Origin of the sequence: Escherichia sp. E13S3 (assembly GCF_004212325.1) — a bacterium.
GTDB lineage: Bacteria > Pseudomonadota > Gammaproteobacteria > Enterobacterales > Enterobacteriaceae > Escherichia.
The window spans coordinates 64,507-77,181 of record NZ_RHJR01000003.1; the positions used below are offsets into that span (position 1 = coordinate 64,507).

Annotated in this window: 13 protein-coding genes and 1 pseudogene; 10 read left to right on the forward strand and 4 right to left on the reverse strand. The window is 45.0% G+C overall.

The window, feature by feature from the left end; translation table 11 throughout:
* Positions 1-5 precede the first annotated feature (5 nt).
* The 9 genes and pseudogenes from D9597_RS03275 to panC all read left to right on the forward strand — a co-directional run bounded on the left by D9597_RS03275 (position 6) and on the right by panC (position 8,957).
* Positions 6-590 carry a fimbrial protein gene (locus tag D9597_RS03275; protein WP_130217352.1) on the forward strand — a complete coding sequence of 195 codons (585 nt, stop codon included), beginning with the start codon at positions 6-8 and terminating at the stop codon, positions 588-590.
* Between the two features lie 104 nt (positions 591-694).
* Positions 695-1,435: a fimbrial chaperone gene (locus D9597_RS03280; RefSeq protein WP_130221611.1), complete on the forward strand. Its 741-nt coding sequence runs from the start codon at positions 695-697 to the stop codon at positions 1,433-1,435.
* A gap of 34 nt (positions 1,436-1,469) precedes the next feature.
* Complete coding sequence (htrE, locus tag D9597_RS03285; RefSeq protein WP_130221612.1) at positions 1,470-4,070, forward strand: Yad fimbria usher protein HtrE; 2,601 nt, start codon at positions 1,470-1,472, stop codon at positions 4,068-4,070.
* Positions 4,071-4,086: 16 nt separating this feature from the next.
* Complete coding sequence (locus tag D9597_RS03290; protein ID WP_130221613.1) at positions 4,087-4,656, forward strand: fimbrial protein; 570 nt, start codon at positions 4,087-4,089, stop codon at positions 4,654-4,656.
* A gap of 14 nt (positions 4,657-4,670) precedes the next feature.
* On the forward strand, positions 4,671-5,276 hold the full coding sequence (yadL, locus tag D9597_RS03295) for a fimbrial-like protein YadL (protein WP_130217360.1): 606 nt from the start codon (positions 4,671-4,673) through the stop codon (positions 5,274-5,276).
* A gap of 26 nt (positions 5,277-5,302) precedes the next feature.
* Positions 5,303-5,899, forward strand: coding sequence for a fimbrial-like protein (locus tag D9597_RS03300; protein WP_130217362.1), 597 nt, complete (start codon positions 5,303-5,305; stop codon positions 5,897-5,899).
* Between the two features lie 46 nt (positions 5,900-5,945).
* Positions 5,946-7,187: pseudogene (locus tag D9597_RS03305) on the forward strand (fimbrial-like adhesin); the annotation flags it as partial.
* A gap of 112 nt (positions 7,188-7,299) precedes the next feature.
* Positions 7,300-8,094 carry a 3-methyl-2-oxobutanoate hydroxymethyltransferase gene (gene panB / locus D9597_RS03310; protein WP_130221614.1) on the forward strand — a complete coding sequence of 265 codons (795 nt, stop codon included), beginning with the start codon at positions 7,300-7,302 and terminating at the stop codon, positions 8,092-8,094.
* 11 nt (positions 8,095-8,105) lie between these two features.
* The gene (gene panC / locus D9597_RS03315) at positions 8,106-8,957 is read left to right on the forward strand and encodes a pantoate--beta-alanine ligase (RefSeq protein WP_000905368.1); all 852 of its coding nucleotides are present in this window, start codon (positions 8,106-8,108) and stop codon (positions 8,955-8,957) included.
* Between the two features lie 72 nt (positions 8,958-9,029).
* Here panC and D9597_RS03320 read toward each other — a convergent pair whose 3' ends face one another.
* Together D9597_RS03320 and D9597_RS03325 are read right to left on the reverse strand one after the other, a co-directional pair.
* A complete protein-coding gene (locus tag D9597_RS03320; protein ID WP_130221615.1) occupies positions 9,030-9,299 on the reverse strand; it encodes a hypothetical protein in 270 nt (89 codons plus the stop codon).
* Between the two features lie 68 nt (positions 9,300-9,367).
* Positions 9,368-10,240 (reverse strand): Rpn family recombination-promoting nuclease/putative transposase, encoded by an 873-nt coding sequence (locus tag D9597_RS03325; RefSeq protein ID WP_130221616.1) that lies wholly within the window; start codon positions 10,238-10,240, stop codon positions 9,368-9,370.
* A gap of 273 nt (positions 10,241-10,513) precedes the next feature.
* On the opposite strand from D9597_RS03325, the gene panD reads away from it, so the two are divergent.
* Positions 10,514-10,894: an aspartate 1-decarboxylase gene (gene panD, locus D9597_RS03330; protein ID WP_000621508.1), complete on the forward strand. Its 381-nt coding sequence runs from the start codon at positions 10,514-10,516 to the stop codon at positions 10,892-10,894.
* A 3-nt stretch (positions 10,895-10,897) separates the two neighbouring features.
* Here panD and D9597_RS03335 read toward each other — a convergent pair whose 3' ends face one another.
* Both D9597_RS03335 and D9597_RS03340 read right to left on the reverse strand, forming a co-directional pair.
* On the reverse strand, positions 10,898-12,124 hold the full coding sequence (locus D9597_RS03335; RefSeq protein ID WP_130221617.1) for a polysaccharide deacetylase family protein: 1,227 nt from the start codon (positions 12,122-12,124) through the stop codon (positions 10,898-10,900).
* Positions 12,125-12,180: 56 nt separating this feature from the next.
* On the reverse strand, positions 12,181-12,621 hold the full coding sequence (locus D9597_RS03340) for a PTS sugar transporter subunit IIA (protein WP_130204961.1): 441 nt from the start codon (positions 12,619-12,621) through the stop codon (positions 12,181-12,183).
* Between the last annotated feature and the right edge of the window lie 54 nt (positions 12,622-12,675).

Here is a 12,675-nt window from a genome sequence, read left to right on the forward strand (position 1 = left end):
TTTTTATGTCTAAAAAATTAGGTTTTGCCCTGTCTGGTCTTATGCTGACAATGGTTGCAGGTACTGCTTCTGCAGATATGGACGGTGGTCAGTTAAATATCAGCGGTCTGGTTGTTGATAACACCTGTGAAACCCGTGTAGACGGTGGTAACAAAGATGGTCTAATCCTGCTGCAAACTGCAACTGTTGGTGAAATCACTGACGGCGTACTGAATGATACCGTTGGTGCTAAAGCTAAACCTTTCAGCATCACCGTTGACTGTAGCAAAGCGAACCCGAATCCAGGTAGCACAGCTAAAATGACCTTCGGTTCTGTTTTCTTTGGTAATAGCAAAGGAACGCTGAACAACGACATGTCTATTAACAACCCGTCTGATGGCGTAAATATCGCTCTGCACAATATTGATGGTTCCACTATCAAACAAGTTCAAATTAACAATCCTGGCGATGTGTACACTAAAACCATGGATGCGACGACAAAATCTGCAGTTTATGATTTTAAAGCGTCTTACGTTCGTGCTGAAGCAAGTCAGACAGCAACTGCTGGTTATGTAAAAACTAACACTGCATACACCATTACTTATCAGTAAGTATTCACCAATTAAATTGATTGAATGAATATACAGGGAATAGTATTAATAATTACTATTTTTATATTATTCCCTGTCTTAATTAACTCTGTCAGGGATGGTTTATGTTTTTTAACACCAAACATACAGCAGCTTTATGCTTCGTAACCTGTATGGCTTTTAGCTCATCGACTATTGCGGATATCGTCATTTCTGGTACTCGCGTAATATACAAAGGCGATCAAAAAAGCGTCAACGTACGTCTGGAAAATAAAGGGAATAACCCATTGCTTGTTCAGAGCTGGTTAGATACTGGCGATGACAACGCAGAACCTGGCAGTATTAAAGTCCCCTTTACCGCCACGCCGCCAGTATCGCGTATTGATGCTAAACGTGGGCAAACAATTAAATTGGTGTATACCGCCAGTACCTCGCTGCCTAAAGACAGAGAGAGCGTGTTCTGGTTTAACGTACTGGAAGTTCCTCCAAAACCAGATGCCGAAAAGGTAGCAAATCAAAGCCTGCTGCAACTGGCATTTCGCACACGTATAAAACTGTTCTATCGCCCGGAAGCATTGAAGGGAAATCCCTCTGAAGCACCATTAGCCCTGAAATGGTCCTGGTCAGGTTCCGAGGGTAAAGCAGCATTACGAGTGGCCAATCCAACCCCTTACTACGTCTCTTTTAGCAGTGGTGATTTAGAAGCCAGCGGTAAACGCTATCCGATTGATGTGAAAATGATTGCACCATTCAGTAATGAAGTCATGAAAGTCACTGGCCTTAATGGCAAAGCAAATTCTGCAAAAGTGCATTTTTACGCCATTAATGACTTTGGTGGAGCCATTGAAGGTAATGCCAGTCTGTAATCAGGCAAGGATATAATTCCGCAGGAAGCATAACGTGACTATAAAACCAACTAAAAATTATCATAATCATCTGACCCGTATCGCCACGTTTTGCGCGCTGCTGTATTGCAATAGTGCTTTCAGTGCTGAACTCGTTGAATATGACCATACCTTCCTGATGGGGCAGAATGCCTCAAATATTGATCTCAGCCGGTATAGTGAAGGTAACCCTGCTATACCGGGTGTTTACGACGTCAGTGTTTATGTCAACGATCAACCTATTATTAACCAAAGCATTACATTTGTTGAGATTGAAGGAAAAAAGAACGCACAAGCCTGTATCACACTTAAAAATTTATTGCAGTTTCATATTAATTCTCCCGATATAAACAGCGAAAAAGCCGTTCTGCTTGCCCGGGATGAAGCTCTCGGCAATTGCCTCAATTTGACGGAAATTATCCCTCAGGCTTCCGTTCGTTATGATGTTAACGATCAACGTCTGGATATAGACGTTCCTCAAGCCTGGGTAATGAAAAATTACCAAAACTATGTTGATCCATCGTTATGGGAAAACGGCATTAATGCGGCCATGTTGTCATACAACCTCAATGGATATCATAGTGAAACCCCTGGTCGAAGAAATGACAGCATTTATGCTGCTTTTAACGGTGGGATGAATTTAGGTGCATGGCGACTGCGTGCCTCAGGCAACTACAACTGGATGACCGATTCTGGCAGTAATTATGATTTTAAGAATCGGTATGTTCAACGTGATATCGCCTCGCTGCGATCTCAACTCATTATTGGTGAGTCTTATACTACGGGCGAAACCTTTGATTCCGTCAGTATCCGAGGCATTCGCTTATACAGTGACAGCCGCATGTTGCCTCCGACATTAGCCAGTTTTGCGCCTATCATTCATGGTGTTGCCAATACCAACGCCAAAGTCACTATTACGCAAGGTGGCTATAAGATTTATGAAACGACTGTGCCGCCAGGCGCTTTCGTCATTGATGATCTGAGTCCGTCAGGGTACGGCAGCGATCTTATTGTTACTGTCGAAGAATCCGATGGCTCAAAGCGGACATTCTCGCAACCTTTCTCATCGGTTGTTCAAATGTTACGCCCTGGCGTTGGACGCTGGGACATTAGCGGCGGTCAGGTCTTAAAAGATGATATTCAGGATGAGCCTAATTTATTTCAGGCCAGCTACTACTACGGTCTGAATAACTATCTGACGGGTTATACCGGTATTCAGATTACCGATAATAACTATACCGCCGGTTTGTTAGGTCTTGGCCTGAATACCTCAGTCGGTGCATTTTCTTTAGATGTGACTCACTCCAATGTTCGTATCCCGGATGATAAAACATATCAGGGGCAAAGTTATCGTGTTTCCTGGAACAAGTTATTCGAAGAAACAAGTACTTCACTGAATATCGCGGCCTATCGCTATTCGACACAGAATTATCTTGGTCTTAATGATGCACTAACTCTAATTGATGAAGTGAAACATCCCGAACAAGATCTTGAACCGAAATCCATGCGTAATTACTCGCGCATGAAAAATCAGGTTACGGTCAGTATTAACCAACCGTTGAAATTTGAGAAAAAAGATTACGGTTCATTTTATCTTTCCGGAAGTTGGTCCGATTACTGGGCTTCAGGGCAAAATCGTAGCAATTATTCTATTGGCTACAGTAACAGTGCATCCTGGGGCAGCTACAGTGTCAGTGCACAGCGTTCATGGAATGAAGACGGTGACACTGAAGATAGCATTTATCTCAGTTTCACTATTCCTATTGAAAAACTACTCGGCACTGAACAACGTAATTCAGGTTTCCAGAGTATTGATACTCAGATGAGCAGTGACTTTAAGGGTAATAACCAACTCAACGTCAGTAGCAGTGGCTATAGCGATAACGCTCGCGTCAGTTATAGCGTGAATACTGGCTATACGATGAATAAAGCCAGCAAAGATTTGAGTTATGTTGGGGGTTATGCCAGCTATGAGTCACCGTGGGGAACCCTGGCAGGTTCAGTTTCTGCAAATAGCGATAACAACCGTCAAGTTTCTCTCAGCACCGACGGTGGCTTTGTATTGCATAGCGGCGGCCTGACCTTCAGCAATGACAGTTTTAGCGACTCCGATACACTGGCGATAGTTCAGGCTCCAGGTGCTCAAGGAGCGCGAATAAATTATGGCAACAGTACTATCGATCGATGGGGGTATGGTGTCACCAGTGCACTTTCTCCTTATCATGAAAACCGTATCGCGCTGGATATCAACGATCTCGAGAACGATGTTGAATTAAAAAGTACCAGTGCAGTAGCTGTTCCGCGTCAGGGGTCAGTCGTCTTTGCTGATTTTGAAACCGTGCAAGGGCAATCAGCCATTATGAACATCACACGAAGTGATGGTAAAAATATTCCATTTGCTGCAGATATTTATGATGAGCAAGGAAATGTCATTGGTAATGTTGGACAAGGTGGACAGGCTTTTGTTCGTGGTATTGAACAGCAGGGAAATATCAGCATTAAGTGGATAGAAGAAAGTAAACCCGTTAGTTGCCTTGCGCATTATCAACAAAGTTCAGAAGCAGAAAAAATAGCGCAATCTATTATTCTGAATGGAATTCGGTGTCAGATTCAGTAACTACAAGGGACGTCAAATGATAAAAATAACGCCATATAAAATAGCGACACTGATGGGAATATTATTATCCCCCTCAGTATTAGCAACGGATATTAATGTAGAGTTTACAGCTACTGTCAAAGCGACAACCTGTAATATCACTCTTACTGGTAATAATGTCACGAATGATGGCAATAATAACTACACATTGAAAATCCCCAAAATGGGGCTGGATAAGATCGCGAATAAAACTGCAGAATCTCAGGCTGATTTTAAACTGGTTGCCAGTGGGTGCAGCAGTGGCATTAGCTGGATCGATACCACTCTGACCGGAAACGCCTCATCAAGTTCACCCAAGCTTATTATACCGCTGTCTGGTGATACAAATTCTACGACAAGTTATATCGGTATGGGTTTCAAGAGACGGGGTGCTGATGATGCCACTTTTCTTAAACCCAACAGTGCGGAAAAGATAAGCTGGGACACAAACGAAATACCGTCCGACAAAGGTCTTGAAATGACTGTTGCGCTACGTGAAACATCTCAAGGCGCTGATGTGCCGGGGAATTTCCGCGCTCTGGCGACGTTTAATTTCATCTATCAATAATAAGGATAATTAAGATGACATTTAAAAATTTACGTTATGGATTATCCAGCAGTCTGGTTCTGGTAGCCTCATTATTCAGTGTCCCGTCTTATGCTGCAACAGACAGCATTGGACTGACTGTTATTACCACTGTGGAAATGGGTACCTGCACAGCAACACTTATGGATGGTAATAATAAAATCTCCACGGTTAATTTTGGTGATGTATATATATCTGAAATAAATGCTAAAACCAAAATTAAAACATTCAAACTACAGTTTAAAGATTGTGCAGGGATTCCAGGAAAGAAAGCATATATAACATTAACCAAAGTTGGCACATGTGAAGGAAATGCCAATAATGGTGATGGATTTGCCAATGCATCTACATCCACAGAAAAAGCAAATGCGGTTGTGGTTGAAGTCTGGGGTGCCATAACACCAGATCGAGCAGATAAAAATAAACAATTTAGCTGCGCTACTCCTCAAGCGAAAGAAAAGAGTATTGTGGGTGCAACAGGTACTAATGTTGTGAACTTTGATATGAGTGCAGTCCTTGTGGTAGATAAGGATAAAACTGTCAATAATGTTACGGCAGGTGATTTTTTCGCCCCTGCAACATTTACTATCACCTATAACTAACAGACTGACAGATTCAGGAACTATATATGCATCCCACTCAACGTAAGCTGATGAATAGAATAATTCTGTTTCTGTCATTACTGTTTCCCATTACCTGTCCAGCCATCGCTGGACAGGATATCGACCTTGTTGCCAATGTAAAAAACAGCACTTGCAAAAGCGGAATCAGTAACCAGGGTAATATTGATCTTGGCGTCGTTGGTGTGGGATATTTTTCAGGTAATGTTACTCCTGAAAGTTATCAACCAGGTGGAAAAGAGTTCACTGTCACTGTCTCAGACTGTGCATTTCAGGGAACAGGAAATGTATTAAATCAACTACACATAGACTTTAGAGCACAAAGTGGTGCAATGGCTAATGGTTCCCGACAAATATTTTCCAATGAAGTTTCGTCAGGGGCGAGTAATGTAGGAGTGGTTATATTTTCTATCCAGGATCCGGCGAATACATTCAATGTTCTTAATGCTTCAGGCAGCTCACGTTCCATTTATCCAGTGATGTCGGATGACATGAATGGTTCATCCTGGAAATTTAGCACTCGAATGCAAAAAATCGATCCTGCATTGAGTGTTACATCTGGTCAACTTATGAGCCATGTGTTAGTTGATATTTACTACGAATAACTAATAAAAATAGCACAAACTCTAATAAAAACGCAACAATGGAGTAAAAATGAAAACACTCTTCAAATATTTTCTTTTTCTGGCACTATATTTTTGTTGTTATACAGTTAGCGCAACTACAAGTTTTATTGTGGGAGATAAATCAGGCGTTGATAATTTTAAAGGCCCCTCCACTGCCGCACAGATGACCTTTAATTACACATCAACATCAAGCAACTTGGTTTTTTATAAACCCACGCAGTTCGGCCCGACAGGGGTAAAACTGTACTGGTCATATCTGGACACAGGTATCGGTGGTGGTATTCTTTACTGCAATACATCTGGCGGAGCGATTGCTGGGCCAATAACCATTGAAAATGCCATGGTCTATTCAGGTAAAGATTATGGCGGGCATAAACTATTTAAGACATCAGTTCCTGGCCTGTATTACACTTTGTTAATATCAAATGTCTGGTCTGCATACAATACAATAACTGATATTCAATCACCAGGAATATATATCGGAGATCCTTCAAACCAAGAATTTTTCTTTTCCGTAACAGACAACGATCTACAAACCAAGGGTTGCAACAGAGCAAACAGCGACAATAAATTTTGGGCTATTGGTGGTATTTTACACAACATAACTGTTGAATTTTATACAGATGTTAATTTCGACCCTACATCTAATCAACAAGTCCAGTTATCCAGCTCATCAAATTATCTTTATTCGTTTAAGGCCTTCAATCCTGGTACTAAAATCAAACCTCATAGCAACCACATTTATGTCAATTTCACACTGAATAATGTGAAATTAACCTTACCAACATGTTTTATATCCATGCTTACCGGACCATCAGTCAATGGCTCAACGGTTAGAATGGGAGAATATAGTTCTGGGGCAATTAAAAATGGTGCGTCACCTGTTCCCTTTGATATCTCGCTTCAGAATTGTATTCGTGTGCGTAATATTGAAACAAAACTTGTCACTGGAAAAGTAGGTACTGAAAATACACTACTGCTTGGCAATACGCTTACTGGAAGCACTGCAGCCAAAGGTGTTGGCGTACTCATTGAAGGTTTAGCAACCAGTAAAAATCCGCTAATGACATTAAAACCTAATGATACGACCTCTGTTTATAAAGATTATGAAACCGAAGATGACACATCCGATGGGGTTTACCCTAATCAAGGTAAGGGCACATCACAGCCTCTTCATTTCCAGGCTACATTAAAGCAAGACGGGAATATTACTATCGAACCTGGGGAATTTAAAGCTACCAGTACTTTCCAGGTAACCTATCCCTGATAACGTAGCAGCACTGCCAGCTTCTGGCAGTGCTGCTACGGATAAATCATTGCCCCCACCAATGTGACTGATAAAATGCCAGGCAACACGACATCATTTATCAGGATACGTTATGAAACCAACCACCATTGCTTCACTTCAGAAATGTAAGCAGGATAAAAAGCGTTTCGCGACCATCACCGCTTACGACTACAGCTTCGCTAAACTGTTTGCCGATGAAGGGCTTAACGTGATGCTGGTGGGTGATTCGCTGGGCATGACCGTTCAGGGCCACGACTCCACTCTGCCAGTAACCGTTGCCGATATCGTCTACCACACTGCCGCCGTACGTCGCGGTGCACCAAACTGCCTGCTGCTGGCTGACCTGCCGTTTATGGCATATGCCACGCCGGAACAAGCCTTTGAAAATGCCGCAACGGTTATGCGTGCCGGTGCCAATATGGTCAAAATCGAAGGCGGTGCGTGGTTGGTAGAAACCGTACAAATGCTGACCGAGCGCGCGGTTCCTGTATGTGGTCACTTAGGTTTAACGCCACAGTCAGTGAATATTTTCGGCGGCTACAAAGTCCAGGGGCGCGGCGATGAAGCGGGCGATCGACTGCTCAGCGATGCATTAGCCTTAGAAGCCGCTGGTGCACAATTGCTGGTGCTGGAATGCGTGCCGGTTGAGCTGGCAAAACGCATTACCGAAGCGCTGGCGATCCCGGTTATCGGTATTGGTGCGGGTAACGTCACCGATGGGCAGATCCTGGTGATGCACGACGCCTTTGGTATTACCGGCGGTCACATTCCTAAATTCGCTAAAAATTTCCTCGCCGAAACGGGCGACATCCGCGCGGCTGTGCGGCAGTATATGGCTGAAGTGGAGTCCGGCGTTTATCCGGGCGAAGAACACAGTTTCCATTAAGGAGTCACGTTGTGTTAATTATCGAAACCCTGCCGCTGCTGCGTCAGCAAATTCGCCGCCTGCGTATGGAAGGTAAGCGCGTGGCGCTGGTGCCAACCATGGGTAACCTGCACGATGGCCATATGAAACTGGTCGACGAAGCCAAAGCCCGCGCCGATGTGGTGGTGGTCAGTATTTTCGTTAACCCGATGCAGTTCGACCGCCCGGAAGATCTGGCACGTTATCCACGGACCTTGCAAGAGGACTGCGAAAAGCTAAACAAACGTAAAGTGGATTTAGTTTTCGCGCCCTCGGTAAAAGAGATCTACCCGAACGGTACCGAAACCCACACCTATGTTGATGTTCCTGGCCTTTCGACCATGCTGGAAGGTGCCAGCCGTCCGGGACATTTTCGCGGCGTGTCGACCATCGTCAGCAAGCTGTTTAACCTGGTCCAGCCGGACATCGCCTGCTTCGGCGAAAAGGACTTTCAGCAACTGGCGCTGATCCGCAAAATGGTTGCTGATATGGGCTTCGATATTGAGATTGTCGGCGTACCGATTATGCGTGCGAAAGACGGTCTGGCGCTGAGTTCCCGTAACGGTTATCTGACGGCGGAACAACGCAAAATTGCGCCAGGTCTGTACAAAGTTTTAAGTTCGATTGCCGACAAATTGCAGGCTGGAGAGCGGGATCTCGATGAGATTATTGCCATTGCAGGGCAAGAACTGAATGAAAAAGGCTTCCGCGCCGATGATATTCAGATTCGTGATGCCGATACGCTGCTGGAAGTCTCTGAAAACAGCAAACGGGCCGTGATTCTGGTAGCCGCCTGGCTTGGCGATGCTCGCCTGATCGACAACAAAATCGTCGAGCTGGCGTAATACTTAACTGGCGCTACGGCTGATGGCGCCAGTTATTTATTGCCCCACGTCATCTGTCATAACACAGGTAACTTAATTAAGGTTAATTAGCTTATCTACCTCTGCAAGAGATAAATTTGCCAACTCTGCAACATCCTCACGAAGTATTCCTTTCCTCAGAAGACGTTGGGCGCATTCCTGTCTTACTTCCTGTCTTACTTCCTGTCTTACTTCCTGTCTTACTTCCTGTCTTACTTCCTGATACGCCTCTTGATACGCTTCCTGATATGCCTTCTGAAATCCCTTCTCTTCAAACCACTGCGCCAACGTCTGCCTGGTTTCTCTCCGTGTCTTTATTTCCATATGTTCCCTTAATTATGTGACCAGTTAACAATAACAATTATCTGGCTATAACTGATAATACAGACAACTTAGTTAATCAACTTATCAACCTCAGCAAGAGGTAAATTTGCCATCTCTGCAACGTCTTCCCGAGACATTCCTTTATTCAGAAGACGAAGGGCGAATTCCTGCCTTTCCTCCTGTCTTCCCCTCTCTTCAAACCACTGCGCCAGCGTCATCATAGACTCCCCTCCCGTTTCCCTGTCCCTCAATACACCGTAAAACAAATCCGCTTGTTCAGTATGACCACGTTGCAGCATATAGTTTTGCATGGCAACTAACTGACTTCCGCTAGTGTACCCTTCGTCAATCAGCGTGACCAGTTGCTCCAGCAATAACATTAAGTCGCGTTGGCGAATATGTTTTTGCAGCAGTTCGAGAATCGCAATCCGCCGATGTTGCATGATTTCGTCATCCGGCGTAATGGTGATGTCCACCAGCGGGAATGGACTGTTATAAACGCGTCGCGCCAGCTCCGGCGAGTAAAACATATCAAACCAGCACATTGAGAGCGGATAAGGTGTGGCCTCGCCCTGATAAAACAGAATCGGCACCACCAGCGGTAGCTTATCGTGATCCGCCTCCAGATGCCGGTGCATGGCAGCAATAGAATAACGCATCATGCGAAAGGCCATTTTCTTATCCGGCTTGCTTTGGTGTTCAATCACAACATGCAGATAACCCGTACTACCCTGCATCTGTACGGAATAGAGCACGTCCGTGCTGTGTCCTTTCAGGCTCTCTTCAATGAAACTCCCCGACTCTAAATGAAGCGTGTTGAGGTCACAAAGTTCGCGTAATTCCACTGGCAAATGGATATCCAGGAAGTCGCGAGCCGTCTCCGCATGCATTAAAAATTGTTTAAATACCGCGTCATGCGGTGTGGTACTCGGTGCGTCCATCTTCCCTGCCTTCCGTGTGGCCCTGTGTGAAGGCAGTATCCAGTCAAGGCGTGCCGTCGTCAGCCACCTCTTTGTTGTTTACCGAGCAGCGTTCAGAGAAATTTCAATTGGTTACAGGCGTTACATGGCACGCTTCGGCGCGGTACGCAAACTGCTGGTGCAAATGCCATCAGATCAGTAGACACTTATCAAAAATCGGGCAATACTGCGTGAGAATTTTCTCAAAGCAGGCACCGCCTGCTTCGTTAACGACAGGGTAGAAAGGTAGAAGTTATGATTCGCACGATGCTGCAGGGCAAACTCCACCGCGTGAAAGTGACTCATGCGGACCTGCACTATGAAGGTTCTTGCGCCATTGACCAGGATTTTCTTGACGCAGCCGGTATTCTCGAAAACGAAGCCATTGATATCTGGAATGTTACCAACGGCAAGCGTTTCTCCACCTATGCCATCGCGGCAGAACGCGGTTCGAGAATTATTTCTGTCAACGGTGCGGCGGCCCACTGTGCCAGCGTCGGCGATATTGTCATCATCGCCAGCTTCGTCACTATGCCAGATGCAGAAGCCCGTACCTGGCGCCCCAACGTTGCCTACTTTGAAGGCGACAATGAAATGAAACGTACCGCGAAAGCGATTCCGGTACAGGTTGCCTGAAAATCACCCCTGCGGCTGGTTACTCACCAGCCGCGACATCGTCTCCAGCGAATCTGTTCTTAAAATATACAGCCGCTTTAATAAATACGGATTGTCCCCCGGTTTAACTTTCCCTTTCATGGTGGTCACCGCCAGATGAAACCCGGCTTCATTTGCTGCCTTCACTGCTTTGTCATTAAATCCACCAAATGGATACGAAAGATACAAGACTCGAGGATTAAATTGGTTTAGCGCCCGGCGAGAGCGTTCGAAATCAAACAGAATATTATGCTCACTGCGGCTGAGTAATATGGGTCGACGATATCCATCTACCCGATGCAAAAAATGAGTATGTGACTGGAAATCAAAAACATCGCTGACATCAAGCAGTTCAGAAACACTCATAAACTGTAATGACTGCGGATTCCATTTCTGTGGATAACGTTTGATGCGAGAGGTAATAATAAACGCCGTCGCCTTCATACCGTATTGTTTCAGAATGGGATATGCATAGCGACTCACTGATTTCAAGCCATCATCAAATGTCAGCACCACCGCGCGAGCCGGAAGATTCATCGAATTACGCAGATACCCTTCCAGTTGATACAAGGTTAACGTGGAATATCCACGATCGCGCAACCAGGTCATCTGGTTATTGAAAGCTCGCACCGACGTCGTGGTCGAAGTATGACGAAAACGGGTGTTCTCTTCATCGCGTAAAATATGATGGTAGGTCAATACAGGAATACCGTTATCCTGCTGCGCATCCAGTGCACTGATATAGGCCAGTCGTTCGCCGATACGAATTTGATACCAGGTTTGATTCAGGCGATCTTTTAATTTATTAATAATGGGATAACGTAAATTATCGGCCAGCACGCCAAATGGCGCACTACCCGCATCAGGCGCGTTGTATATCGGAGTATCTTTCCATGTAATAAGATTTTGGTTACTCAGTGGCTTATTCAGATCCCCCAGAGCATCTTCAACTTTTTGCCGCCCTTGTACAGGTTCCAGATGCCCTTTATCAATATACCCCGTAGCAAAACCAAAATTGAATTCATAATAATCGGCAGCGGTTGGGATGACCGAAATAATCTGCCCGGCGCGAATGTTGCCGACGGTTACCGTTTTGTCGCCAATTTTTCCCCAGATAGCTGCATCCTGAGTGGTTTGCATATAACGCGCGGGAAGCGCTGCGCCGACACCAAATGAAACCAGCAGCAGTAAAAAAATAATCTTTTTAATCATGAGAAAACTACCAGGCGAGAAACAGCGCCGTTAGTGTAGCAAAATCGGAATGCGATTTAATACTCGAACCAATTATGCTTGAGGACAAAGGGGGGATTTTTTTGTTGTTGGTGCCAGAGACTACTGACTTCAGGCCCACCCAGTTCGACAATTCGCTCGCGAAACTCCGCGCTGGATAACGTTTCACGGTAGGCCATCATCTGCTCAATTAACGGTAACGTGACACCAGAAATCACTTCGCAACGGGAATGTTTGTGGCTTAATAACGATGCAACACGATAAGGCGCAGCACCTGCAATATCGGTTAAAAAGATAACCCCATCGCCAGAATCTGTTTCATGCAGGGCATCGCACATCATGCGGCTGAGCATATTGGAACTTAATCCGCGCCAGAAATTCACCGCCCGGCACTGAATAAGTGCGCCATGTTTTTTTTCCAGCGCATCCAACATCTCTTGCGCCCGGTCGTCGTGACAGGTAATTACCCAACCTAACATCACCTTCCTCCTTAGCTGAAAATCAGTCTACCCTGACCATTGTTGATAAAGGGT

What these genes read in the sequence shown, in the direction of transcription:
- yadL (WP_130217360.1), top strand. Translation starts at nt 4,671, where the DNA reads ATGACATTTAAAAATTTACGTTATGGATTATCCAGCAGTCTGGTTCTG.
- D9597_RS03280 (WP_130221611.1), top strand. Translation starts at nt 695, where the DNA reads ATGTTTTTTAACACCAAACATACAGCAGCTTTATGCTTCGTAACCTGT.
- D9597_RS03300 (WP_130217362.1), top strand. Translation starts at nt 5,303, where the DNA reads ATGCATCCCACTCAACGTAAGCTGATGAATAGAATAATTCTGTTTCTG.
- D9597_RS03335 (WP_130221617.1), bottom strand. Translation starts at nt 12,124, where the DNA reads ATGATTAAAAAGATTATTTTTTTACTGCTGCTGGTTTCATTTGGTGTC.
- D9597_RS03320 (WP_130221615.1), bottom strand. Translation starts at nt 9,299, where the DNA reads ATGGAAATAAAGACACGGAGAGAAACCAGGCAGACGTTGGCGCAGTGG.
- panD (WP_000621508.1), top strand. Translation starts at nt 10,514, where the DNA reads ATGATTCGCACGATGCTGCAGGGCAAACTCCACCGCGTGAAAGTGACT.
- D9597_RS03325 (WP_130221616.1), bottom strand. Translation starts at nt 10,240, where the DNA reads ATGGACGCACCGAGTACCACACCGCATGACGCGGTATTTAAACAATTT.
- D9597_RS03290 (WP_130221613.1), top strand. Translation starts at nt 4,087, where the DNA reads ATGATAAAAATAACGCCATATAAAATAGCGACACTGATGGGAATATTA.
- D9597_RS03340 (WP_130204961.1), bottom strand. Translation starts at nt 12,621, where the DNA reads ATGTTAGGTTGGGTAATTACCTGTCACGACGACCGGGCGCAAGAGATG.
- panB (WP_130221614.1), top strand. Translation starts at nt 7,300, where the DNA reads ATGAAACCAACCACCATTGCTTCACTTCAGAAATGTAAGCAGGATAAA.
- D9597_RS03275 (WP_130217352.1), top strand. Translation starts at nt 6, where the DNA reads ATGTCTAAAAAATTAGGTTTTGCCCTGTCTGGTCTTATGCTGACAATG.